This window comes from Mucilaginibacter sp. P19, from assembly GCF_050632265.1.
GTDB classification, from domain to species: Bacteria; Bacteroidota; Bacteroidia; order Sphingobacteriales; family Sphingobacteriaceae; genus Mucilaginibacter; species Mucilaginibacter gossypii.
In genome coordinates this window covers 2,236,012-2,260,704 of the sequence record NZ_CP192586.1, presented here as the reverse complement: position 1 = coordinate 2,260,704, position 24,693 = coordinate 2,236,012, and the positions used below count along the sequence as shown (strand labels likewise).

Below are 24,693 nucleotides of genomic sequence, written 5' to 3'. Positions count from 1 at the left end.
TTATTTGCATTATACAATTACCAACCCGGATTTTGGGTTAATTTACTGTTAGTGCTGATTTCACGCTGTGGTATCGGCCACAGGTAATATTGAGTTTTAAAGGTTACACCCTGCTCTGTTTGCGAAGCGGTAGGATCGGCAAAGGTGTTTGATTGCGGCAAGTAGGCCATATGGGTACGCTGCATATCAAAGTATGCCTTATTTTCATAAGCAAGCTCATGGTAGCGTTCTCTCCAGATTGCCTGGCGGAAGGTATCTTTGGTTAAATTACTCAATGGCGCAAGTTTAGCGCGTGCACGGATAGCATTAACAGCGGCATAAGCTTCAGCAGTTGGCCCGCTTACCTCATTAGTTGCTTCGGCATAGATCAACTGAGCTTCGGGCAAACGCAATAAAGTCCAGTTCTCATCACTTCGACCGCTTTGAGCAGCACTTTCAACATGGAAATATTTATAAAGTGCATGTTCGCCAAACTGGATGATGTTGCCTGGGTTACCATATTGAGGATAGCTTGAGAAATAAAACTGGCGTTCCTGTGTACGCAGGTCGCCCGCCTCGTAACTTGCCACAAACTGATTGGTAGGGATCATAGCGCCAAGGTGGTCTCCATATGCACCAACCAACAGGTTAAACGGAATAGTTAACTGAGGAATGGCATTAGTTTGAGTACCCACCAGGTAATTGATCTGGAATATTAATTCCTGCTGATTTTTGTGCGCATTATCATGCAGGAATGCATAATCAGAAAACAGAGAGTACCAACCTAAAACAGGCTCAATTTCTGATGCTGCCTTGGCATAGTTTTCAGTTTGTTTTAGCGGGAAGCCTGCTGTTGTCAAGTAAACGCTGGCCAATAAAGTTTTAACAGCCCCCAACGAAACGCGACCGCTTGCATCAGTATTCGGCATGCCTGATGCTTCGGCTGCCTGTAAATCGCTGATGATTTGTTTATAAACATCGGCCACAGGTGTACGTGAAGGATACAGATCAGGGCTGCTCACTGTTTGCGACGCGGTAATCAGCGGAACATCGCCATATAAACGCACCAGGTGGTAGTAATAAAATGCCCTGAAAAAGTAAGCTTCACCTATCAGTTTCTTTTTTAATCCATCATCCATTGGTGATATACCAGGGATCTTTTCAATGGCAAGATTTGCATTGGCGATACCCTTGTAGCAGTTGTACCACACTGTTTCAAAACCAGGATTAACTGCATCGGTACGCTGATGGATCACATTACCATTGTTTACGCTCTGTCCTAACGAAGTGGCATGACCGGCAAACAACTCCAATGTAATAAAAGGGCTTTCACCATAAGCATCTCCGTTTTGAAAAAAATACATTACGTTGTACAAACCGTTTACAAAGGTTAAAGCCTGGTTTGAGCTGACAAAATAATTATCCTTAACAAAGTTGCTCTTATTTTTTTCATCAAGATATTTTTTGCAACCACTGCCTGTAGCAGCAGCAAGGATAAGTAACAGACCACCTACCCGGTATTTTTTAAAGTTAAATTTCATAATATGATGTTTTAACATTTTTTAATTAAAGACTAACATTAACACCTAACAGGAAAGTACGTGGTTTTGGATAATCATAAAACTGGATACCCTGGGTGAAGTTGCTTGAGGCATTGTATGTTGATACCTCTGGATCATAACCCGTGTATTTGGTTATCAGGAACAGGTTTTGTGCCTGCGCATAAACCCTTAAACGGCTTAACTTTAACTTTTTAAGAATATTGTCGTTAAAAGTATAACCAAGTGTTACTGCCCTGCCGCGAATAAAATTACCGCTTTCAACTTTGGTTGAATAAATTTCGGTTTGATAACGCACATAAGCGGGCCTACTTTCGGCAATGCTGGTATTTTGGTTAGTCGGTGTCCAGGCGTTAAGTACGGTAGCGTAGCTGTTTGCCTGACCAGTGCGGTCCTGGCCCGAGTGGCGGGTAAGGTTCATGATCTGATTACCGTAATTAAATTGCAGATCAACACCCAGGTCAACGTTTTTGTAGCGGAAGTTGTTGCTGAAAGTACCATAACCATCAGGTATTGATTTACCTAATACCACTTTATCGTCAGCGCTAACTTTGCCATCGCCATTGGTATCCTGTATCTTTAGGTCGCCTGGTAACAAGCCATATTTAGCAGCTTCGGTCGCCTCAGCAGTTCCCCAGGTTCCAAGCACTTTGTAACCATAAAAACTACCGGCCGGAAGACCGACCCGCATCAGGTTAAATTGCGAAAGGAAGGTTGGAGCAAGGAAGATATCATCATTAGATGCACCTAACTGCAAGATTTTGTTTTTTAGGAAAGAAATATTAAATGTAGAATTCCAGGTGAAATCCTGCGTTTTTATAGGAGTAGCATTGATCGTGAACTCAAGACCTTTGTTTTGCAGCTTACCTATATTTTTATATACGGTTTGAAAACCGCTTGTTTCTGGCAGTGGTGCATTTAAAAGCAATGCTTTTGTCTTTTTCAGATAAGCATCTGCTTCAATGTTTAAACGATTATTAAACAAGCCTAATGAAAAGCCTAAATCATACTCCGCGGTTTTTTCCCACTGCAGATCCTCATTACCTATCGAGGTTTGCGTAGTACCTACCGCACTGTTGCCACCAAAGGCGTAGCCAACTGTATTAATATTTGCGAGTGAACGATATTCACCAATTTCGGAGTTACCGGTTAACCCGTAGCTCAGTCTCAATTTCAGATCTGATATAGTTTTATTATCCTTTAAGAAATCTTCCTGAGATACGCGCCATGCAAACGCCGCAGAAGGAAAAAAGCCGTACTTTTTGTTGGTACCAAAGCGTGAGGAGCCGTCTTCACGCCCCGTTAAAGTTAACAGGTATTTCTCGTTGTAGTTATAGTTCAATCTGGCAAAAAACGACTGCATTTGCCATGCATCATAATCAGACTCTGGTTTATTGGGTACAATACCGGCAGATAAGTTATAATACTCATAAAAATCGTCAGACAATGTACCCGTTGATCCTTTTAAACGAAGTTGCTGATAGTTTTGACGTTCGGCACCTGCAACAAGGTTTATAGTATGTACCTTGTTAAAGGTTTTGTTGTAGGTGAAATAGTTTTGCCATTGCCAAAACGTCCTGTTAAACTCCTCTATCGAGGCCGAGCTATAGCTTTGTCCTGCAACAGGGCCGCCAACAAGCCCGCTTTGAGAAGCCGGGTTATAATTAGCAGATGTAGTTACTCCCAAAACGCTGCGAAATTCAAGACCTGGCAACAGGTTTAAATTTAAATAACCATTACCGCTGAAGATACGGTTGCGGGTAAGAGATTGAATTTCGTTAGCTTGTGCTACCGGGTTATCACCGCCTTCAAGGTTAGGATAATCAGTACGTTTACCATAGGTTCCGTCAGGGTATCTAACAGGAATAAAAGGCACCATCTCAATCAACATACGCGGAATGTTGTTGCCGCCTGTACCCTGATCCTGGTTACGGCCATCCTGGTAGTTGTAGTTTAATGTAGCACCAACCTTTACCCATGGTTTTATCTGGTTATCAACCGTTAAACGCACATTATAACGTTTCAGATAGCTGTTAAGGATAATACCTTCATCATCGGCATAGTTCAGGAATAAACCATAGTTTATATTTTCGGCGCCGCCGGTGAACGCAACGTTGTGGTTTTGGCTTACCGAAGTACGGGTTGTAGCCTTTTGCCAGTCAACGTCATATAATGGATTTAAATTTTGATCGAACAGTTTACCGATAAGTGCTGTTCTTTGCGTTACAGGGTTACGGTTGGTATAGTCGCCCGCAGCCCAGCCGGTAGGGTCATATTTTTTGATATTAGCATAAGAAACGTCCTCAATCTGCATAAACTGTTTTGAGTTAAGAACAGGTATCTCCTTAAACATATGATTTACGGCCATATAGGCATCGTACGAAATAGTACCGCCTTTTTTACCTCTTTTAGTGGTAACCAAAATTACGCCGTTTGCACCGCGTGTACCATAAATAGCGGTTGATGATGCGTCTTTCAGTACGTCGATAGTTTCAATGTCATTGGGGTTAATGGCGTTACCACCCTCTGTCCAAACCACGCCATCCACAACATATAACGGATCGGTATTGGTATTGATAGAGCTGTAACCACGGATACGGATCTTGGTTGCACCGCCGGGTGCACCTGAGTTACTTGATACGTTTACGCCGGCAATTTTACCAGACAATTCCTGCTCAAGATTGGTTTGCGGGCGCTCCTGCAATTGTTTTGCACCTACGCTGCCTACCGAACCGGTAAGGTCGACCTTTTTTGCGGTACCGTAACCAACCACAACTACCTCGCTCAATGCTTTTGGTTCTTCTGCCAATACAACATCAATCTGGCTCCTGCCTCCAATAGGCACATTTTGGGTTGTATATCCTATAAATGTAAACACCAGTGTTCCGTTGGCATCTGGCGCGTTGACGGTATATTTACCATTAATATCAGTTTGTACACCAACATTGGTACCTTTAACCTTAACAGTAACACCAGGGATAGGGCCTTTGGCATCGCTTACCGTACCCGTTACTTTAATTGGGGCAACAGCTACCTGGGATACAACAGGCTCATCCTTCTTTTTAACAACAATGGTCTGATCAAAAATTTTGTAGGTAAGCGGCTGATCTTTAAAGCATTGATCAAGCGCACTCTCTATAGTTACGTTTGCAACTTCAATGTTGATTGCTCCGGCCTTTGATACATCCTGCTTATCATACATGAAATGATAGCCTGTTTGTTTTTCAATGGAGCGGAGTACTTTTTCAACGGTAGTGTTTTTTGGTGCAAAGTAACTATCTGGCTATAACTTTTGGCGCTCACATTGGTAAGGGCCGCAATTATAATAAAGGCAGTTAGCTTCATGGCCAATATAAATTTGCGTAATTGAGGCCATGCCAAAGGCGTAGCCTTAGAATTAAAATTCATAAGTTTGTAGAGTTTGGGTTAAACATTAACTTTCAATTCATCGATTGTACTTTTTTGGGGCCCAGATGTTTATGCCGGGAAAGTACTGCGAATACTTCCCGGTTTTTTTATGGTAACTTTTGAGATTACATGCATGTTTAAACGCATGATAAACCGTTTTACCAATGAGGCTCCTGTACCGTGGCTAACTTATCTCAGGTATTTCTTCCATCATAGGGTTGTTTAAATTGTTAACAATTGGTTGCTTAATATAGTAGGTATAATAATTATGCTATTGTTGTATGGTAATGCGCTTATCTTCAATTTTAAATTTTACCCCGGCATAGCCAAGCATGCTCATTAATTCGGATGCTTTTACATTTCGGGAGATTCGGCCTGTAAATTCGCGCTGTGGTATTTTGCCTTCGTAGGCTACCTTAACATCATACCAACGGGCAGCCTGCCTCATAATGGCATCTATCCCCGCATCCCTAAATTGAAAGATGCCGTCTTTCCAGGCTATCTCATCATCTACATCAACATCGTTAAGTACCTTTAACTTGCCCGCTTTATTGAGTACAGCCTGCTGTCCGGGTTTTAAAATGCCGATTGCAGTGCCGTTACTTATTTTTACTGATCCTTCTAATAAAGTGGTTTTCATTTCGGCCTCGTCATTATAGGCCATGATATTGAAATGCGTACCTAAAACCTCAACTGTAGTGTTATCGGATTTAACCCTGAAAGGCATCTGCGGATTTTTGGCAACCTCAAAGTAAGCTTCGCCGGTGATGGTGACCTCACGCGTTTTGCCCGTAAACCTGGTTGGAAAGCTTAATGATGATGCCGAATTTAAACAAACCTTGCTCCCATCCGGCAAAACTAACTGGTATTGACCGCCACGCGGAGTTGAAACAGTATTTATTACCGGAGCATCAACATTAGTACCGGTTTCGTAAACCAGCTGACCGTTGCGGGTTTTATTGATTTTGGTAGTACCCTGTTGCGCCAGCAGGCCGTTTTGCGCACTGTCAAGCGTAATAGTTTTGCCATTGGCCAATGTTAAAATTGCTTTGTTACCACCGGGCAAAGCATCATTTTTAGGATGAATTTTGGCAATATTTTTTTGCAATAACCTGCTTTTTTTGATAGCTATAAATGTAAGCGCCGAACCCAACAAGTAATAAAAATGAAGCGGCGACCCCTAACCTTCTCCACGGGAGATTATTATTCTTTACCGGTGCAGCAACAGATTGTTCGGGATTAGTCCTTAAAATCTGCATGAGCATATCCTCGCTCTTTGAGCGGTCAAAAAGCGGCCCATGATCGTCAAGCTTATCCCAGGCATGATGTATGAGCGATGCAAGCTCCGCATCGGTTGCCGATGAGTTGATGATCTCAAATAATTCATCGCGCTCGGCTGGCGTAGCAGTGCCATTATAATAAGTATTAAACAAATAATCAAGCCGGGCGTAAAGTTCGCTCATAGTAAATGTTTTTCAGTATAACTGTATAATTGGCTACAGTGAGTTGGGGCAGATCTCATATACATGACACCTGTGAGATTAAAAAAGGGGGTATTACTTTTTGAAAAAAATAAAAAAATGAATCAGCGCCATTACTAACGCTATCGCCTCCATATGTTCATGCACATAATCCTTTATGGATGAGGTGGCAATTTGAAGGTATTTCTTGACGGTTTCGCGGGATAGCTCGAGCTCATCGGCAATCTCATGATACTTTAAGCGGTTATGCCTGCTCATAAGGTAAACTTTTTGCTGCTGAGGCGGCAACTGATCAATGGCCTCATCAATCAAATTATAATAATGATCTGTTTCCTGAACTTCGGCATTAAAAGGCACAATGCGGGTTTCTTCCAACTTTTTAAGCTGCATCTGCTCGCGGGCAACTTTTCGCAAACAATTTAAAGCATGGTTTTTTGAAATTACAAACAGGTAAGCTTTGAAATTATCAACCCCCGTAAGCGTTTCGCGGGTCATCCAGATCTTCATAAACACATCCTGTACAACCTCTTCAGCCAGTTCAGCAGAATGGGTTATACGCAAGATATGAACGCCTAAACGCTGGTGATAAACAGAAAACAATTGACGAAAAGCAAACTCATTACCCTGAGCCACTTGCAAAAGCAGTTCCTTCTCATTTGATTGAGTAAATTCAAACATAGGCTAATGTATGGTTGCCGCAAATATTATAAAATTCGCAGTATTTGCAGCATTAATAATTATATCGATGAAACCAACGTATAACTGTAAAGAAATTAAAAATGTTTGAAAAAATATAAAACGGTCACATTCTCAAAGTTTTTTAACTATTATGTATGTATTAAATAAATGTCAATCAGTACAATGGTGTTGGCAAGCCATCTAAATTTACAACCCCTTTAATACCCCTATTGTATATTCCACCTGTTCGGCATGTACATCTAAATGAGTTACAAAGCGGATCCGGTTTTTACCTGTATCGCTTGCCCTGATGCCTTTGTCTGCAAGTTTGGCAAGCACCGCAGCAGCCGGTTCAACCGTATCAAATAAAACAATATTGGTTTCAACCGGAATTACATTGCTTACCCATGGCAATCGGCCCAGTTCCTCACCCAGAATCCGTGCATGGGCATGGTCTATCTTCAGGCGTTCAACATGATGGTCAAGCGCGTAGATCCCAGCGGCAGCTAAAAACCCCGCCTGGCGCATACCGCCACCCAATACCTTGCGGATACGACGGGCATATTTAATAGTTTCTTTGTCGGCTAATAAGACAGAGCCTACAGGTGCACCCAATCCTTTTGACAGGCAAACCGAAATTCCATTAAAATATCTGCCATACTCAACCGCAGCGTCACCGGTATGCGTAAGTGCGTTAAAGATCCGGGCACCATCAAGGTGAAGCTTTAAACCTTTCTCGCGGCACAAATCGGCAATGGGCTTGATATGTTCAAGCGTATAACAACTACCACCACCCTTGTTAACTGTATTTTCGAGCACCACCAAACTGGTATGCGGGTAATGGATGTTTTCAGCATTGATCTCCGGCTCTATCATTTCGGATGTAAGGATGCCCCGGTAACCATTCAACAATCGGGTTGATACTGCCGAATTAAAAGCAATGCCCCCGCCCTCGTACCTGTAAACATGCGCGGTTTGATCGGCAATGAGCTCATCAAGCGGTTGAGTAAAACATTTAATCGCTATCTGGTTGGTCATAGTGCCCGATGGGCAAAAGATAGCCGCCTCCATACCAAACATAGCGGCAGCTTTAGCTTCAAGGGCATTTATAGTTTCGTCTTCGCCAAAAACGTCATCCCCTACTTTGGCGCTCCACATGGCTTCGAGCATGCCGGGCGTTGGTTTGGTTACGGTATCGCTTCGGAAATCAACAGTGATCATATTAAAAAGTTAAAATTTGCGTTCTTTGTATCAGAATTCAGAACTCGTTATGCGCTCAATTTTAATCATTTTATTTTTCATGCTGTGTTTTGTATCAGCAAAATCGCAAAAATGGCAACAGGGTAGCTTTACTGATGTAAAGGGCAACCGCGAAACCGGGCTGATCCGCGCTAATCCTTCAGGAAAAGGGCCAATAAAAGGTGAAGGTTTCATTGAGTTTAAGGAAAACGAAAAAACTAATCCATATAAATTAAGCGCCAGCGATTTAAGATCGTATGTTATTGGTCAGGACAGCTTTGTTGTGGCGCATGCTCCGGCAAACGAATCGTGGACCAAAGAAGAAACCGACTTTGTAAAAGTAGTGCTTGATGAGCCGGTGAAGCTATTTATGGCTAAGGGAGGTAAAGGCGGGGGAGGCAGTGGCTTTGGTATTACACCGGGGATATCAGCAGGCTACGGAAGCGGTGGTTACGGCGGCGGAATTGGCGGCGGCATCGGCATTAACCTTGGCGGCGGCGGTGGCCGGGGCGGAAGTTCAAAAACAACCTATTATTATGGTGAAACCACTGCAGGTATGAAACGCCTCACCGATGAAAATTTTGAAGATATTATGAGCGATATCATGGGAGATGAACCCGACCTTGTTGATCAGATCCATGAGCATAAATACAATCTTAAGAGTATCGATAAGCTCATTGCAAAATTTGACGAGATTGCAAAAAGCCCGGCAATAAATCTCTTTATCAAGCGGCAAACGGATAGATGACTACCTGATACATCCGGGTGGTCGTTTCTGTTTATAGGGACGCATAATTTACTTTTCCCCAAACGCTTATTCTCAAATCTTGCGTCTCAAATCTGCTACCTCCCACTCTTTTTTCTCCCCTGAACATCACGTGTTTAACCACAAATGTCAATAAATTAAAAACCATTTAGCATAATTAAAAGTTATTAAACTATAGTAATTCACCAAATAAATAACTTTTAATTAATTTATATCGACATCAACGGCTACTCATTACATTTTAATTCACTAATAAAAACAGAAAGAAAGATGAACATGAAAAAGTCAGTTTTAATAGCCGTTGCTTCATTAGCTATTGGTTTTTTATCAAACAAGGCAATAGCCCAAACACAGGATACAACCAAAAAGGACACTACTAAAGCAACTGCTGCTCCTGCAACATCAACAGCTGCCGCATCAGGCGATGTGGTTGGTGTGATGTCGACCTCAACTAACTACGCGCCAATGGCGCTTGCAATAAAATCAGCTCAGCTTGAGCCAACATTGCAGGCAGCCGGCCCGTTCACCATATTTGCCCCCAATGATGTAGCTTTCAGTAAATTGCCAAAAGCACAATTTGATGCCCTAATGAAAGATCCGGCTAAATTTGCTCCGATACTGAAGTATCACGTGGTAGCAGGTAAATACACTAAAACCGATATCATTAAGGCCTTAGGTACAGGCAAAGGCAAAGCCGACCTGAAAACCATCGACGGGCAAACATTGCATTTATCTGTAAATGATAAAAGCAATTTGCAGATCACCGATGCCAAAGGCAATGCAGTGTTGGTTACCGCATTTGACACCGAGGCCAGCAATGGTGTTGTACATGGCATTAATGGCATCATGATGCCTTAATCATAAAATACTTAGTTTAATTTTAAATCCATGAAAAACCCGGTCTCAATAACCGGGTTTTTCATTTAAGACGACCTTGTTAAATAATCGGCTTTAGTTAATCTAAAATCAAAATATTTACTTTTAGTCTTCTCGTCTGTAAAGTCTCCGGTAAGTGAAAAACCTGTCTTTTTTAACAGCCTTACCGAGCTTTCGTTCCCCTGTTTCGGACAAGCGGTTATCAATTCAAAATATTGATCATTAAAACCAAAAGCCAACACTGCAGAAATGGCTTCCTGCATAATACTCTGTCCATGGTAATCCGGATGAAGTTCATAGCCTATTTCGGCCTTTTTATTAGTTGGCTCAAGGTTCCAGTAACAAATAGATCCAATCAGCTCCTCTTTATCTTTTAAGGTTATCCCCCAGTAAAAGCCTTCGCCCCCACTTACTATTGCTTTTATCTTATTAATAAATGATAATGCCTGATCAATGGTGGTATCATTTGGCCGGTCCAGATATTTGTTCACTTCAGCATTAGAGCGGATAGCCAGGATCTGAGCGGCATCAGAATCAAGCAGCCCGCGTAAGCGCAAACGATCAGTAGTGAGCAAAGGTAATTCAGACATATGCATGTTATTCAATTTTTTTATTTTCCCTGTCGGCAATGAAAACCACGGGCAAACCAATACAGATCACCAGCGTAAGCATCCCAATGAGGATAGTAGTTACAGGTATATGGTACCCTGGCTTCGTCGTTATTTTACTGAGGGGTATTACACCTAAATTCATGATCAACCATGCCGCGATGCCGTATACAACTGCCACAAAGTACTTGTTGCGTAATCCGTTATAAAAGAATGGATACAGCAGAAAAAATACCGCGCTGAATAGAAAAGCGATCACATAATGAAAAATAACCCCGGCAACTATAATTTCGGCCCCGCCTGCAAAAGCCGCCGGTCCGAAGGCCCCGCTGGCAATAAACTTAAAAATAACACCAGGGTTTACTTTATAGTTCAGGATCATGGCTGCAAGTCCATCAAGCGTACCCGTTATAAACCCGGCGAACAGGATATTGACAAGTTTACTTTTCTTTTTCGGGTTTTCTTTTTTTAACATGGCAGAAGTTACAGAAGCGTAAATTTATGCTTTTAGGACGCTGTTTAAAAAAGAACAGAAAGTTTTTTGTAGAGGCGCATAATTGCGTCTCCCGGAAGACAAGCCGATTTAAAGGCTCCTGATCCTGTCGGAAATTGCATGTGGAAGACTCAATTATACGTCTCTACATTTAAAAACAATCAAATTTAAATAGCGTTTAAGACGCAATAAATTATATATGAAATACATTTTTAACCAATTGGATTCCAGCAATCAGATTATCACTTCAGATATTCATCCATAAAATAAAACACTCTTTTCCTGATCTCTTCGGCATCAAACATTACCCCGTAATGAGGCGCGTTGGGTACAATAATAAGTTCATTTTTAACACCGACAAGTTTAAGGTATGAACTTAGCAAAACCGATTGGGTGTAATTGACCGATTCATCCTTTTCGCCCTGAACAATGAGAAATGGCGGGTCGTTTTTATCAACATAGGTAACCGGGCTGGCTATATTGGCCAGATCGGGCCGCTCAATAGCATAAGCGCCAAGCAGCAGGTTAACCGGGCTCTTAGGATCATTAACATCGGTACCTTTAAGCGACAGGAAATTTGACGGACCGTAAAAGTCAAGCGCCAGTTTTATTTTAAAATGAGGTTTGTTTCCGTTGGGATAAAACTCCTTAATATTATTGTTATTGGATAAAGCAAGTAACGATGCCAGATGCCCTCCGGCCGAAAAACCTATCACCCCAAACTTATCTTTGTTAAGCTTATATTTTGATGCGTTTTGATAAAGAAACTCAATAGCCTGGTTACAATCCTGAATCTGCGCAGGAAATGGCGCGGTAGTACTCCAGCGGTAATCGATAGAGGCCACAGCATATCCGTTATCAATAAAACCCTGCACGGTTTTCTGCATATAGCCCATATCGGCATATTTATCATTCAGCATCCATGCACCACCGTGGATCCAGATAATAACCGAATAGCTTTCTTTGACTACCGGAGGCAGATAAACATCTAATAAGTGTTTTTTTAAGGTATCACCGGCATAATTAACATCACCATACAATATGGTGCCTTTTGGGAAAAATGGCTGTTTAGGACTTGATGTTTGTGCACAGACCGATATAGATAGGGTGCTAATCGTAACGATCAGCAGATTTTGGATTATCTTTTTCATAATTGGTTAATTGTTTAAAGATAATCCATATCCTTAAAAATCAACAACTAAATCCCAATCGAAAAATATAATATCCAGGCAATAAACAGTATTTGCAACGGAATGCGAAACCACAGGTAACCGGTACCGCTGCCATCATAAGTAGCTTTTTCTAAATCCACATGCTTCATGGCTGCATTGATATTAGCAGGCAGCATGACCACAAACAGAACAAGCAAGATAATCCCTGCTATATGCCTTGTAGCGTTAACCACCAGCAAAGCGCCGAGAACTATTTCCATTATCCCGGTTAAATAAACTAACGCTCCTTTAAACGGGATAAATGCAGGCATCATCATAACCATCCCTTTGGTAAACATAAAATGCCCCAATGAGGTAAACCAAAGCATCAGCATCATAGCTATGTTACCACTGAGCATGATATTCCAATCATCAACAAAAAGCCGGGAAATAACGGTCGTGAGGATAAAACCTATGATGAGAACGAGCAGGACTTTCATAAGGATTAACTAAAGTAAATATCGAATATCAGGCTTTTATCAATTGTTCGCCTTCTATCTTTTTTTGCAATTCCAATATAGCGCCAATTAAGGCTTCTGGCCTTGGCGGGCATCCTTGTACATAAACATCAACAGGAATTACCCTGTCAACTCCTTTTACCACGTGGTAGCCATGCTGCCAGTACGGACCGCCGCAGTTGGAGCATGAGCCCATCGAAATCACGTATTTAGGATCTGGCATTTGTTCGTAAAGGCGTTTAATACGTTCGGCCATTTTAAAGGTAACGGTACCTGCAATAATGATTACATCGGCCTGCCGGGCAGATGGACGCGGGAAAACACCAAAGCGGTCGAGGTCATAGGTTGAGGCCATGGAGCCCATCATTTCAATAGCGCAACAGGCTATACCAAAACTAAGCGGCCATAATGAAGATAAACGTGCCCAGTTAAGCAGGTCGTTCATTTTGGTTATCACTACACCACCATTCTCACTGGTTATATCGTTATTCATTTGCAGGCTTTTTAAAGGCGGGTTTAAACATAGGTTTGCGTGCGGGCTCAGTTGGCGGAGTGGTAGTAGCAGCGGCAGATGGAGTGGCAGCAGCAGTTGCAGTTACTACAGTATCAGCATTGAAAGCTTTTACCGTAAACCTGCTTTGCTCCTGATTTAACTGCTCATACAAGGTTGGCGGGATATGCACATCGGTATGCGGTACAACAGGGGTCGGTTTTATCCAATCCAGGTCGCCTTTGCGCCAAACGTATATTAAACCTACAATCAGGATACCTAAAAACACAAACATCTCAGCCAATGAAAGCCATCCCCAGCGCACATCCTGCGCAGCAATCTCATGGCTGCCAAATACCGTTGCCCATGGAAAAATAAAAACCATCTCCACATCAAACAACAGGAAAACTAAAGCTATAACATAAAAGCGGGGATTAAAGGGCAACCAGGCATTGCCTGTTGGTTCTTCACCACATTCGTACGAGCTAAGTTTTTCGGCGTTAGGATTATTGGGGGCTAAAAGTCTGTTGATAAAAAATATCACACACACCATTATTATCCCCGTAATAATAAAGATGAGTATCTTTCCAAATTCTGATATTTGCGAAACATCCGTCATGAGTACAAATTTAGTAAAACAAACAGATTTTGACGCTATAATAATTGGTGGAGGCGCATGCGGCCTCATGTGTGCCGTACAGGCCGGCTTTTTAGGCAAGCGGGTACTGGTACTTGAAAAAAACGACCGCGTTGGCGCCAAGATCCTTATTAGCGGCGGCGGGCGTTGTAACTATACCAACCTTTACGCTACAGATCAGCAATTTATATCGCAAAATCCACACTTCTGTAAATCAGCCTTTTCACAATGGACAGTTGATGATACCATCAGCTTTTTTGAAACTTATGGCATTACCGGCAAAGAAAAAACATTAGGTCAGCTTTTCCCGGTAAGCGACAAAGCAAAGGATGTAGTTGAGGTTTTCACGAACCTGTGCGACGACCTTGGCCAGGAGATCTGGGTAAATGCCGAAGTTAAAATGGTAGAAAAAACTGACGATGGTTTTACAGTTCGGGCCGAAGTTAACGGCAAACAGGAATATATAAGCGCTGCCAGTGTAGTGATGGCTGCCGGCGGTTTGCCCATCCCCAAAATGGGCGCTACCGATTTCGGACTCCGAACGGCGCGCAATTTTGGTTTAAAAGTTACCGACACCGCCCCTGCCCTGGTGCCCCTTACAATTACCGGCAAAGACCAGCCCTGGTATGAGCAATTATCAGGCAATAGCATTTTTTGTAGGGTTTGGAACGATAGGGCAAGCTTTGAAGAAAATATCCTGTTTACCCACTGGGGCCTCAGCGGACCAGCCATATTACAAATCTCCTCCTATTGGAAACCAGGAGAATCCATTAACATCGATCTCCTGCCCAATCAAAATATTGCCGGCCTGATCCAACAGGAAAAGGAAACCAACGGCAAAAAAATGCTGCTTGCATACATCGCATCTTTATATACCCGCAAGTTTGCCGAAGCGTTGAGCGACAAACTCCCCGCCGAAAAAAACATGGCATCGCTCACCAAAACCGACATTGAAAACATCAGCACCCTCATTCATGATTTTAAGGTAAAACCTGCCGGCGATAAAGGTTATGACAAGGCCGAAGTAATGCGCGGCGGTGTATCTACAGATGAGCTTTCGTCAAAAACACTGGAAGCTAAGAAAGTCCCCGGGCTGTTTTTTGGCGGCGAATGTGTGGATGTTACAGGATGGCTTGGGGGCTATAATTTTCAATGGGCCTGGGCAAGCGGCTTTGTGATAGCGCAAAACATATGACCGTTGACTTTTTTGCGATTACGCTGATTTCGTTGATGCTATTTTACCAGCTAACCTGCCACTATCATTCATTTGCCGACGTTCGGTGATGCCGGGAAATCCTCCTTTGCAATTGTAACAAATCGGGTGTCCCAATTTTTTGATTCTCCAAAAAAATAAAAAAAGCCCGGCGTTCTTTTTTAAAAAAGAGGACTGTTCCATTTTTTGAGAGTGAAAACGCGGAACGCTTTAAAAATGAAACACATTGATTATCAAATACATAATATTTTACACGAAACACTGTTAAATATCTAATTATCAACAATTAAAACTTTAAGGAGTAAGCGCTTCTGGTTTCACATACGGGCTAAAACACCCTTTTTATTTTGCCATTTTTTAAGCCTTTTTGGATTTTTTTGATATTGACCGCGCCGGTTAGAAATAGCGCTGACAAAATAGCGCCACCAAAGTTATGAGTGTAAATACCTATTTTTAATAGCGTTTTTTAACTACCGCTCCACTATCTTATAATTCCTGTACTCACCAACGCGCCAGCCCGTAAGGTCTTCAATCTTTTGCAGTGCCTTACGGCGGAAGTCCATACCAGCCCTTAGTTTTTTGGAGTCAAAATCGATATTCCAGTTAGTAGCTGTTATTCGTTTTTGCATGGTTGCCGGATGCGTGCCGGTAAAGCGGATCAAGCGATCTGCATTGCCATAATCAAACTCATAGGTTTCGGGCAAGTGTTCAGCAAACCAGGTTCTCGTCGTGATAAAATTTATTAAAGTTACGCACCTTATGGGTTAACCCTTGTGGTGGCTTTGCCCAGCCGTAATGATATATATAGGCATCAATAAGCTTTACGTTGATTTTACGATCATCAAGCCTGAATCCCTGAGCATCACGATATGAATGGATACCCTTAATATTTTTGAGCAACCGGATTTCGCGGCGGTACCAGCGCCTTGAATGCCCGTAATAGTCATATGAGCCATAAAAATGCAGGTATTTAAACAGTAAGCCTTCAATGTTGGGTTTATTTAAAGCTTCATGCATTTCCTTTTTGATAAGCGGATGATATTTTTCATGCACCGCTTCGTCGCCCTGGATATAGAAACACCAGTCGGCATCGGGCGATATAGCTGCAAAAGCCTTATCTGTTTCGGCAGCGAAAACCTTTCCGCCTTCCCTTAATGATTCATCCCAAACCGAATCAATGATTTTTATAACCGGCGAGTTGATGCCCTCGATCAATCCCCGGGTACCATCATCGGAGTTACCTACTACTACAATAAATTCATCGCAAAGCGGTAATATGGATGTAATGGCCTCAACAATGGGATAATCATTACGTACAGCGTTCTTGATAAAGGTAAAACCGGATACTTTCATATGCGGCGTAAAGATAATAACAGAATCAAGACTTCAGGATACAAGATTCAAGACATCGCTTCCCAAGATCAACAGATTGCAGGTATCTTCAATTTGTGACATTGGGATTAGTGCATTTTGCATCCCGATGCGTTACTTTGCAAATAATAAAATTACTGCGCAGTTTGCGGTAATCCATATCAATAAATATCACTATGAAGGCACTCGCCAGGCAACTTTTCAAAACTTTTCTTTTTTCGGTAATCATATCTATAGTAGCAAGTGCGGTTTATTACTCGCTGCAGCATAAAGGCGTAAGCCAGGACCTAAACGGGATACTCCCCTCATTGTCCGAAAGCGTGGCTTTACTCAACATCTTTATTTTAATAATGACCCTGCCCATGTTGTTTTTAGCCAACCCGGCGTATTACAACAATCTGTCTATAAGGCTGGTGCTTTATTTTTCGGGCTCTGTTGTATTTGTCATTACCGCCTTCCGTTTACAGCTAAACCCCGAAAACAAAACGCTTTACTTTATTACGGCCATTAGTTTTATCATAGTACACAGCGTTTTCTATTATCTAATGACCAAAAAACGACGTTGAACCATTGTTGTTTAAAGCATTTATAGGCTTTTTGAAAGATTTAGGCTAAACTTGCATCTTCAAATATGAAAGCATTTTACGGAGATTTAAAACTGGGTATTTTAGGCGGCGGACAGTTAGGACGTATGCTGATACAGCAAGCCATAAACTATAATGTTACTGTTAAAATTCTTGATCCGGACCGCGAAGCGCCTTGCCGCAAACTGTGTGACGAGTTTACCGTAGGCTCATTGGGTGATTATGAAACCGTTTATAACTTTGGTAAAACTGTCGACCTGCTTACCATTGAAATAGAGAAGGTTAACGTTGACGCCCTTGAACAGCTTGAAAAAGAGGGTGTACTGGTTTATCCGCAATCCCGCATTATCAGGCTGATTCAAGATAAAGGTTTGCAGAAGCAATTTTTCAAGGAAAACGATATCCCTACTGCCGATTTCCAGATCATATCATCACCCCAACAGCTACAACAAAGTTTAATCCCGTTTCCTTATATCCAGAAACTACGTAAGGATGGCTATGACGGCAAAGGCGTATACAAAGTAATTGATGAAAGTTACCTTGCCGGCGCTTTTAAAGAGCCGAGCCTGATTGAGCAATGGATAGATTTTGAAAAAGAGATTGCTGTAATTGTTGCCCGTAATGAAAACGGCGAGATCAGCACGTTCCCGATGGTTGAAATGGAGTTCAACCCTAAAGCCAACCTCGTGGAGTTTTTGATCGCTCCCTCTACCCTTCCATTCGCCATCCAACAAAAAGCAGAACAAATAGCTAAAAAGATTGCCGATAGTCTTAAAATTGTTGGCTTGCTGGCGGTTGAAATGTTTTTAGATAAGCAAGGCCGCATCCTGGTGAATGAGCTTGCCCCGCGCCCGCATAACAGTGGTCACCAAACTATTGAAGGCAATGTGATATCACAATTTGAGCAGCATTTGAGGGCGATATTTAATCAGCCTTTGGGCGATACCTCCTGCCTTAATAATGCCATTATGGTAAACGTTTTAGGTGAAGCCGGTTATGAAGGACCAGCTATTTACCAGGGCATCGAAAAAGTATTGAAAGTACCGGGTGTGTATATTCACCTTTATGGTAAAGCTTTAACTAAACCATTTAGGAAGATGGGGCACGTTACTATTGTAGATGCCGATAGAGAAAAGGCGATTGAAAAGGCAAGATTTGTGCAGAAAACACTGAAAGTAATTAGTTAATAAAGAAATAGCCACACGTCATTGCGAGGCACGAAGCAATCCCAAACTATACAGGGCGAACCTGCTAATCGGGGATTGCTTCGTGCCTCGCAATGACGCTTACAAACATAACCATGAGTAATCCAAAAGTCGCCATTATAATGGGCAGCAAATCCGATTTAAATGTAATGCAGGATGCTGCTGATGTTTTAGCCGAATTAGGCGTTGAATACGAAATAACCGTGGTATCGGCCCACCGCACACCCGATCGTATGTTCAGCTATGCACGCGCCGCTGCCGACAGGGGCATTAAAGTGATCATTGCCGGAGCAGGCGGCGCCGCCCACCTGCCGGGCATGGTAGCCTCATTAACCCATTTGCCAGTGATTGGAGTACCGGTAAAATCAAGCAACTCTATTGACGGCTGGGATTCCATCCTATCTATACTACAAATGCCAAACGGTATCCCGGTAGCCACTGTAGCTTTAAATGCAGCCAAAAACGCGGGCATCCTCGCAGCACAGATCCTGTCAACAGGAGACGAATACCTGGTAAAAAACCTTATCGACTTTAAAGAAAACCTTAAAAAGAAAGTTGAGGAGTCGGCAAGGGAAATGGAAGATAGTGATTAGAGGTTGGAGATTAGAGATTAGTTAGCTTAAGATTATACAAGTTAAATGAGAAAAGGCCGTAGTAAATTATGGCCTTTTCTCATTTCTAAATATTATAGTCTAACCTCTAATCTCCAACCTCTAATCACTCACCTTAATTCAACGCCGGATTTTCCGGAAAATTAGCAATGTGGGCATACCGCTGGCCAAGACTGATCACCACCTTGCGCCATAGATTTTGTTCATCGAGGGTAAATAGTGTTTCTATATCAAACTTATTAGTCACAATCCAGCTGTCTTCTTTTATTTCTTCATCAAGTTGCTGAGGCGTCCAGCCCGAATATCCTGCAAAAAATTTAATTTCTTCGGTGCTTAACTGGTAATTGGATATTAAATATTTCACCTGCTCAAAATCGCCGCCCCAGTAAAGGCCATTTGCTATTTCAATGCCGCCTTCTATTTTGTCAGGCGCGCAATGGATAAAATGCAGTGTATTTTTGGCTACCGGCCCCCCTCGTAAACAGGCATTTCGGAGTATGATACATCAGGCAGTACATCGCCCAATAAATATTCGCTTTGATGGTTCAGGATAAAGCCCATAGCTCCTTCTTCAGAGTATTCTGTTAAAATTATTACGGACCTTCTGAAATTCGGATCCATCATAAACGGTTCCGAAATGAGTAAATGGCCTGCCGCGGCCGCAATAGGACTAAGCATAAAGTTTAGCGTTTAAATACATAACAAGCATAGCAAAAATATGTTCAATTATGAATAATGATTTACATCATTATATACGGTTTAATTAATTTGTAAGTTTGCATCAAAATGAATCAGCAGGAAATACAAAATTTAAGGCAGGACTATAGTGCCTCTACCCTATCAGAAAACAGCACTAAGGGCGATCCTATTAAACAGTTTGAACAATGGTTTAACGAAGCTTTGGAGGCAAAATTGCATGAACCCAACGCCATGACGCTGTCAACTGCCACCGTAACCGGCAAGCCTTCGGCACGTATTGTACTTTTAAAAGGCTTTCATGCAGGCGGTTTTATATTCTTCACCAACTACTTAAGCCGCAAAGGCAAAGAGATAGCCAAAAACCCCCAGGGCGCGTTAACATTTTTTTGGGGAGGCCTTGAGCGCCAGGTGCGTATTGAAGGCACTATTGAAAAAGTAAGCAAAGAAGAGTCTGAAAAATATTTCCATTCACGCCCTAAAGGCAGCCAGGTTGGCGCAATAGTATCTCCACAAAGCCAGGAAATTGAAAGCCGCGATGCATTGGAGCAAAAGTGGAACGCACTGGAGGCCGAATATGCTGATAAAGAAGTACCTAAACCATCGTATTGGGGTGGATATATCTTAAACCCGCAATTGGTGGAGTTTTGGCAAGGCCGGCCAAGCCGCATGCACGACCGCATCCTGTATAAAAAAACTGATAAAAAAATCTGGAAAAAAGTACGCCTTGCACCATGAGTTTTGATGATATTAAAAACCTGCTCACCGAAAAACTTGGTGATACGGTAATTACCGGCGAAGAAACAGGCGGTCTGCAACCCGCCTTGTTAATTAACCCTGATGATATTACAGCCGTATGCCTGGAGTTGCGGAACAATCCTAAAACTTATTTCGATTTTTTGTCGAGCCTGAGCGGTGTGCATTATAATGACGAAGCAAACCGCTATGGTGTGGTTTATCACCTGGCATCAATCCCTTATAAAACACAACTTACTTTAAAAATAAGCAAAGCCCATCCAAAAGAAAGTACTGAACTGCCCGAATTTAAAAGCATAACCTCTGTTTACCGCACTGCCGACTGGCATGAGCGCGAAACATATGACATGCTGGGGATTTACTTTGAAGGCCACCCCGATCTTCGCCGGATTTTGCTGCCCGACGATTGGGAAGGTTTCCCTTTACGGAAAGATTACCAGAACGCCGAATTTTATAAAGGCATCAGGATAGATTAACCTCAAATAAGCTTTCCTGGTGTTAACGGAGCGAAATGAGCCAAAGGCAGGCTATTAAATAACAGCTTTGTTTACTTCATTTTTACAGCGAAAGTAGCCCATAAATAAAAAAAGCTGATTTTTGGTATCCGGCAATATGCCCCAAGCAATATATGACCGGATATAAATTTAACCGGATATAAAATTGGTCATTACAAACCCCAAATACGAAGAAGCACTCCTCAGGTATAATAAAAAGATAGCCGCGGCCAGCGTTGAGGATATGGTACTTAATGTAGGTCCGCAACATCCCTCAACGCACGGGGTTTTGCGCCTGGAATTAATTACCGATGGCGAGATAGTAAAAGAGGTGATCCCCCATATCGGCTACCTGCACCGCTGCTTTGAAAAACATGCCGAATCATTAACCTACCAACAAACCATCCCTTTTACCGACAGGATGGATTACCTGGCTTCGATGAACAACAGCCACGCCTTTGTAATGGGTGTTGAACGGATGATGGGTATTGACAAGGATATCCCTAAACGTGTTGAATACATCCGCGTGCTGGTTTGCGAGCTAAACCGCATAGCATCGCACCTGATAGCCATTGGCACTTACGGCATTGATATAGGCGCCTTTACCCCCTTCCTGTGGTGTTTCAGGGACAGGGAGCATATTATGGGGATGCTGGAGTGGGCATCGGGCTCACGTATGCTATACAATTACATTTGGGTAGGCGGTTTATTTTACGACTTGCCGGTTGGTTTTGAAGAACGCTGCCGGGATTTTGTGGAGTATTTTAAACCTAAAATGGTTGAGCTAAACCAGTTGCTTACCGACAACCAGGTATTTATTTCGCGCACAGCCAATGTGGGCGTTTTGCCGCTTGATGTAGCTATTAACTATGGCTGCTCGGGCCCAATGTTGCGCGCATCGGGCTTAAAATGGGATTTGCGGCGGATTGATAATTATTCGGCCTACCCCGAAATTGATTTTGAAATCCCGATTGGGCAGGGGCTGATGGGCAAAGTTGGCGATTGCTGGGACAGGTACAAGGTACGCGTTGATGAAATTGAACAATCACTAAGAATAATTGAACAATGCCTTGACCGTTTGCAAAAAGAGTTAAAGCGCACGCCTGATTTTGATCCCCGTGCTAAGATGCCCCGCAAAACCATTCCCAAAGCACAGGATTATTATGTACGCTGCGAAGGCGCCAAAGGCGAGTTTGGCTTTTATTTTATTACCGACGGCAAATCGGAGATCCCAACCCGTGTAAAATCCCGCGGGCCAAGCTTTAATAATCTTTCGGTACTGCCCGAGCTATCCAAGGGTGTATTAATTGCCGATTTGATAGCAATTGTAGGTTCTATCGACTTTGTTTTAGGCGAGGTGGACAGGTAGAGCCGTCTGAACTCGAATTAAACGAATTGTAAGAATTTAATGAATTTGCTAAGCTTTCTGTTAATTCTTCAAATTCTATAAATTCGAGTTCAGACAAACAAAAAAGAGACCCCTCGCGGCGTCTCCTTTCATTTTAATATATTAATTTTTATTGGAATGGGCTAATGATTACTGGTTATACACTTTAACCATAAACACGTAGTTTTTGAGCTTGCTGCTCTGTTGAGTACGGCTTAATCCAGCTAACTTATTCTTTGTATTAAGATTAAGCGTTTTCGACAACGAATCGGTTGGAATATTTTGTATCGCCTTTAACAGGTAAGTTGATTTTTTAGCAAAATATGCACCTGCAACCTGGGTTTGACGTGCTGTAATTACACCTATCACGTTTCCTTTTTCATCAAGTAAGGGTCCGCCTGAATTACCGGGGTTTACCGGAACAGAAATTACATATTCGGTAGTATCGCCCGAATAATTTGCTGCCGAAGCTAAATAACCTCCTCCATAAACCATATTATCGGCCGGGTACCCGAGTGTGTATACGCTCTCTCCAAGATCGCCTTCCGCCCTTTTAACGTTATATGGTATAGGGCCAAGGTTTTTAAATGATGGATCATTGATCTGTAAAATAGCCAGGTCATACTGTGGTTCGGTATAAATAACCTTAGCATGAAATGATTCGCCCGCGGCATTCTGCACATAAACCGAATCGGCATTTTTGATCACATGGTAATCTGTAGCCAGGTAACCATTTGATGTAAGCGCAAAACCGGTGCCCCTGAAATTTGCAGGCGGCGTAGTTGCTTTAGGCCTTACAGGCGTACGGCCGCCCGCATTAACATTAATATGTTTAACCTTATCATTAATAGTTTTGATTTGGCCTTTCAATTCTTCGTACTTCGATCTCTCGTTACTTAATTTGCCTGTAACAATTAATACGCTCAATACGGCAAATATCATAACCGAAGCCGCCACCGATATTTTTGAATGGTGATTACGCCACAGACGTACAATCCATACCGGGTGGATCATCACTTCTTCTTTCAAAGCATGAACATCAATTTCATTATGAATGGCGTTTAAGCGATTCTCAAGCTCAAGGCGTTCGCCATATTGCTTCAGTAAGCCTATAAACTTAGCATGCTCGGTAACTTTACTTTCAACAGCCGCGTCGTTTTTGCGAAGCAGCTCAAATTGAACACGTTCTTCGGCGGTCATGCTACCGTCGAGATACCGTTCAATAAATTCTGTTAGTTGGTTATCACTCATCTCTTGATCTCCTTATTTCTGCTGAAAAAATAGTTTCTTCAGCCTTTGCAGGCATTTGTACTTCTGCGTTTTGGCATTATCCGCATTGGTGTAACCAAACCGCTCACAAATCTCCTGCATCGATCTGTTTTTTATATAAAAATCTTCCATAATGGTTTTACAGGGTTCGCCTAATAACTGGAGCGCACTCTCCATTTTACCAAACTGGATGTCCCTGTCGTTATGGTTATCAATTTCTTCTTCAACGGGTAAGTGTTCTTCAAAGTCCCTGATGTCACCACCATATCGGTTCATTTGGCTTAACCTTTTAAGCCAAAGCCGCCGGCAAACTGAGTATATATATGTTTTAAGCTTACTGTTTAGCTCAAAATCACCGGCTTTAATTTTATTGTAAAGAACGATAATGGCTTCCTGGTAAATATCCTTCGCGTCATCCTCATCGCCATTGTTGTTGATGATCAACTGTAATATCATCGGAAAATAGGTTGTATAGAGCCTCTTCAGCACTACCTCCGAGTTATTAAGTATCCCAAGAACTATTTCACTATCTGTTGGAGCCGAAGCTTTTAAGTCTTTATTCACTCTTAATACTATTTAGGTCAAATTGTAACCCACTATTATCAAAAAAATCAAACTAAAATAAATTAATAACATTGGCATTACATTTCATTACCTGTAACAATTGTGTAATGCATTAATTTACCGTTAATACCGGCGGGTAAACAAGGTAACCCCAATGTTAAAAACTATGCAGGCAAATCTGCAATAAAAAAACCGCTTGCAAAAACCGATACGTAAACTATAAACCCTATGGAATTTACAAAGTTTAATTTTTATGGGTTACCTTTTCCATTAATGCGTATTAAGTAACAAACGATCACAAAACGTTAACATTTTAAAAATTAAGAAAATGAAAAACACATTTAAATTAGCATTCGTAGCATTAGTTCTGGCAGCTTCTTTTTCAGCTTGTGGCGGTGACGCTAAAAAAACTGATGGCGATACTACTAAAACAACTGTAGTTGACTCAACTAAAGTTGTTACTGACTCTACTAAAACTGACACTACTAAAGTTGTTGCTGATACTACTAAAAAAGACACCACCAAGAAATAATTATTTCTGATAAGATAGAAAGTAGTTAAATATCATTTTTAATCTTTTTCTATTGATTTTTTAGTTATCCATCAATAAAAAAGGTGACTTGTAATTTTTTTCAAAATTATGGGTTACCTTTTTTTATT

Annotated in this window: 27 protein-coding genes and 1 pseudogene; 10 read left to right on the top strand and 18 right to left on the bottom strand. The window is 42.0% G+C overall.

The genetic code is table 11. The features are described from left to right. Window positions 1-17: 17 nt before the first annotated feature. The 7 genes from ACQ86K_RS10780 to ACQ86K_RS10750 all read right to left on the bottom strand — a co-directional run bounded on the left by ACQ86K_RS10780 (window position 18) and on the right by ACQ86K_RS10750 (window position 8,326). Window positions 18-1,520: a RagB/SusD family nutrient uptake outer membrane protein gene (locus tag ACQ86K_RS10780; protein ID WP_091167949.1), complete on the bottom strand. Its 1,503-nt coding sequence runs from the start codon at window positions 1,518-1,520 to the stop codon at window positions 18-20. 25 nt (window positions 1,521-1,545) lie between these two features. Then, window positions 1,546-4,740, bottom strand: a complete 3,195-nt coding sequence (locus tag ACQ86K_RS10775) for a TonB-dependent receptor (RefSeq protein WP_431200326.1) — start codon at window positions 4,738-4,740, stop codon at window positions 1,546-1,548. Further along, entirely contained in the window at window positions 4,680-4,946 is a 267-nt protein-coding gene (locus tag ACQ86K_RS10770) for a hypothetical protein (RefSeq protein ID WP_431200325.1), read from the bottom strand. The genes ACQ86K_RS10775 and ACQ86K_RS10770 overlap by 61 nt, the downstream gene beginning before the upstream one ends. A 271-nt stretch (window positions 4,947-5,217) precedes the next feature. Further along, on the bottom strand, window positions 5,218-6,054 hold the full coding sequence (locus ACQ86K_RS10765) for a FecR family protein (RefSeq protein ID WP_431200324.1): 837 nt from the start codon (window positions 6,052-6,054) through the stop codon (window positions 5,218-5,220). After that, a complete protein-coding gene (locus ACQ86K_RS10760; protein WP_431200323.1) occupies window positions 6,023-6,409 on the bottom strand; it encodes a hypothetical protein in 387 nt (128 codons plus the stop codon). The genes ACQ86K_RS10765 and ACQ86K_RS10760 overlap by 32 nt, the downstream gene beginning before the upstream one ends. Before the next feature lie 93 nt (window positions 6,410-6,502). After that, window positions 6,503-7,105, bottom strand: coding sequence for an RNA polymerase sigma factor (locus ACQ86K_RS10755; protein ID WP_091167958.1), 603 nt, complete (start codon window positions 7,103-7,105; stop codon window positions 6,503-6,505). 207 nt (window positions 7,106-7,312) lie between these two features. Beyond that, window positions 7,313-8,326, bottom strand: a complete 1,014-nt coding sequence (locus ACQ86K_RS10750; RefSeq protein ID WP_176844458.1) for a threonine aldolase family protein — start codon at window positions 8,324-8,326, stop codon at window positions 7,313-7,315. Window positions 8,327-8,405: 79 nt separating this feature from the next. On the opposite strand from ACQ86K_RS10750, the gene ACQ86K_RS10745 reads away from it, so the two are divergent. Beyond that, window positions 8,406-9,092 (top strand): hypothetical protein, encoded by a 687-nt coding sequence (locus tag ACQ86K_RS10745; protein ID WP_431200322.1) that lies wholly within the window; start codon window positions 8,406-8,408, stop codon window positions 9,090-9,092. A gap of 294 nt (window positions 9,093-9,386) precedes the next feature. After that, window positions 9,387-9,968: a fasciclin domain-containing protein gene (locus ACQ86K_RS10740; RefSeq protein ID WP_176844459.1), complete on the top strand. Its 582-nt coding sequence runs from the start codon at window positions 9,387-9,389 to the stop codon at window positions 9,966-9,968. Between the two features lie 65 nt (window positions 9,969-10,033). Here ACQ86K_RS10740 and ACQ86K_RS10735 read toward each other — a convergent pair whose 3' ends face one another. The 6 genes from ACQ86K_RS10735 to ACQ86K_RS10710 form a co-directional block, all read right to left on the bottom strand. Next, window positions 10,034-10,576, bottom strand: coding sequence for a GNAT family N-acetyltransferase (locus ACQ86K_RS10735; RefSeq protein ID WP_176844460.1), 543 nt, complete (start codon window positions 10,574-10,576; stop codon window positions 10,034-10,036). Window positions 10,577-10,583: 7 nt separating this feature from the next. Next, window positions 10,584-11,069 carry a hypothetical protein gene (locus tag ACQ86K_RS10730; protein WP_091167969.1) on the bottom strand — a complete coding sequence of 162 codons (486 nt, stop codon included), beginning with the start codon at window positions 11,067-11,069 and terminating at the stop codon, window positions 10,584-10,586. A gap of 260 nt (window positions 11,070-11,329) precedes the next feature. After that, window positions 11,330-12,238 (bottom strand): alpha/beta hydrolase, encoded by a 909-nt coding sequence (locus tag ACQ86K_RS10725; protein ID WP_091167972.1) that lies wholly within the window; start codon window positions 12,236-12,238, stop codon window positions 11,330-11,332. 47 nt (window positions 12,239-12,285) lie between these two features. Further along, window positions 12,286-12,738, bottom strand: coding sequence for a DoxX family protein (locus ACQ86K_RS10720; RefSeq protein WP_091167975.1), 453 nt, complete (start codon window positions 12,736-12,738; stop codon window positions 12,286-12,288). A gap of 28 nt (window positions 12,739-12,766) precedes the next feature. Continuing rightward, window positions 12,767-13,249 carry an NADH-quinone oxidoreductase subunit B gene (locus ACQ86K_RS10715; RefSeq protein ID WP_091167978.1) on the bottom strand — a complete coding sequence of 161 codons (483 nt, stop codon included), beginning with the start codon at window positions 13,247-13,249 and terminating at the stop codon, window positions 12,767-12,769. Then, on the bottom strand, window positions 13,242-13,865 hold the full coding sequence (locus tag ACQ86K_RS10710) for an NADH-quinone oxidoreductase subunit A (RefSeq protein WP_091167980.1): 624 nt from the start codon (window positions 13,863-13,865) through the stop codon (window positions 13,242-13,244). Before ACQ86K_RS10710 ends, ACQ86K_RS10715 begins: the two co-directional genes overlap by 8 nt. Here ACQ86K_RS10710 and ACQ86K_RS10705 point away from each other — a divergent pair. Next, the gene (locus ACQ86K_RS10705) at window positions 13,864-15,078 is read left to right on the top strand and encodes an NAD(P)/FAD-dependent oxidoreductase (RefSeq protein WP_091167983.1); all 1,215 of its coding nucleotides are present in this window, start codon (window positions 13,864-13,866) and stop codon (window positions 15,076-15,078) included. The two genes, ACQ86K_RS10710 and ACQ86K_RS10705, sit on opposite strands and share 2 nt — an antisense overlap. Window positions 15,079-15,566: 488 nt before the next feature. On the opposite strand, the gene ACQ86K_RS10700 is transcribed toward ACQ86K_RS10705, so the two are convergent. Both ACQ86K_RS10700 and ACQ86K_RS10695 read right to left on the bottom strand, forming a co-directional pair. Continuing rightward, on the bottom strand, window positions 15,567-15,800 hold the full coding sequence (locus tag ACQ86K_RS10700) for a hypothetical protein (RefSeq protein WP_431200321.1): 234 nt from the start codon (window positions 15,798-15,800) through the stop codon (window positions 15,567-15,569). 4 nt (window positions 15,801-15,804) lie between these two features. Then, entirely contained in the window at window positions 15,805-16,449 is a 645-nt protein-coding gene (locus ACQ86K_RS10695) for a glycosyltransferase family 2 protein (RefSeq protein ID WP_431200320.1), read from the bottom strand. Window positions 16,450-16,643: 194 nt separating this feature from the next. On the opposite strand from ACQ86K_RS10695, the gene ACQ86K_RS10690 reads away from it, so the two are divergent. From ACQ86K_RS10690 to purE, 3 genes are all read left to right on the top strand, one after another. Continuing rightward, a complete protein-coding gene (locus ACQ86K_RS10690; protein WP_090524856.1) occupies window positions 16,644-17,033 on the top strand; it encodes a hypothetical protein in 390 nt (129 codons plus the stop codon). 65 nt (window positions 17,034-17,098) lie between these two features. Then, window positions 17,099-18,238, top strand: a complete 1,140-nt coding sequence (locus tag ACQ86K_RS10685) for a 5-(carboxyamino)imidazole ribonucleotide synthase (protein ID WP_091167991.1) — start codon at window positions 17,099-17,101, stop codon at window positions 18,236-18,238. Window positions 18,239-18,351: 113 nt separating this feature from the next. Further along, window positions 18,352-18,849 carry a 5-(carboxyamino)imidazole ribonucleotide mutase gene (gene purE / locus ACQ86K_RS10680; RefSeq protein WP_091168316.1) on the top strand — a complete coding sequence of 166 codons (498 nt, stop codon included), beginning with the start codon at window positions 18,352-18,354 and terminating at the stop codon, window positions 18,847-18,849. Window positions 18,850-18,982: 133 nt separating this feature from the next. On the opposite strand, the pseudogene ACQ86K_RS10675 reads toward purE, so the two are convergent. Continuing rightward, window positions 18,983-19,488 (bottom strand): annotated as a pseudogene (locus tag ACQ86K_RS10675) (YqgE/AlgH family protein). 165 nt (window positions 19,489-19,653) lie between these two features. Between ACQ86K_RS10675 and pdxH the strand changes: the two are divergent. The 3 genes from pdxH to ACQ86K_RS10660 all read left to right on the top strand — a co-directional run bounded on the left by pdxH (window position 19,654) and on the right by ACQ86K_RS10660 (window position 22,182). Next, window positions 19,654-20,301, top strand: a complete 648-nt coding sequence (gene pdxH / locus ACQ86K_RS10670; RefSeq protein WP_091167996.1) for a pyridoxamine 5'-phosphate oxidase — start codon at window positions 19,654-19,656, stop codon at window positions 20,299-20,301. After that, complete coding sequence (locus ACQ86K_RS10665; RefSeq protein ID WP_091167998.1) at window positions 20,298-20,795, top strand: NADH-quinone oxidoreductase subunit C; 498 nt, start codon at window positions 20,298-20,300, stop codon at window positions 20,793-20,795. Before pdxH ends, ACQ86K_RS10665 begins: the two co-directional genes overlap by 4 nt. A 190-nt stretch (window positions 20,796-20,985) precedes the next feature. Then, window positions 20,986-22,182, top strand: a complete 1,197-nt coding sequence (locus ACQ86K_RS10660) for an NADH-quinone oxidoreductase subunit D (protein WP_431200835.1) — start codon at window positions 20,986-20,988, stop codon at window positions 22,180-22,182. 168 nt (window positions 22,183-22,350) lie between these two features. Here ACQ86K_RS10660 and ACQ86K_RS10655 read toward each other — a convergent pair whose 3' ends face one another. Together ACQ86K_RS10655 and ACQ86K_RS10650 are read right to left on the bottom strand one after the other, a co-directional pair. After that, on the bottom strand, window positions 22,351-23,451 hold the full coding sequence (locus tag ACQ86K_RS10655) for a S1C family serine protease (RefSeq protein ID WP_091168003.1): 1,101 nt from the start codon (window positions 23,449-23,451) through the stop codon (window positions 22,351-22,353). A 12-nt stretch (window positions 23,452-23,463) separates the two neighbouring features. After that, window positions 23,464-24,033, bottom strand: a complete 570-nt coding sequence (locus ACQ86K_RS10650) for an RNA polymerase sigma factor (RefSeq protein ID WP_091168005.1) — start codon at window positions 24,031-24,033, stop codon at window positions 23,464-23,466. A gap of 328 nt (window positions 24,034-24,361) precedes the next feature. On the opposite strand from ACQ86K_RS10650, the gene ACQ86K_RS10645 reads away from it, so the two are divergent. Then, on the top strand, window positions 24,362-24,565 hold the full coding sequence (locus tag ACQ86K_RS10645; protein WP_091168007.1) for a hypothetical protein: 204 nt from the start codon (window positions 24,362-24,364) through the stop codon (window positions 24,563-24,565). Window positions 24,566-24,693: the final 128 nt, after the last annotated feature.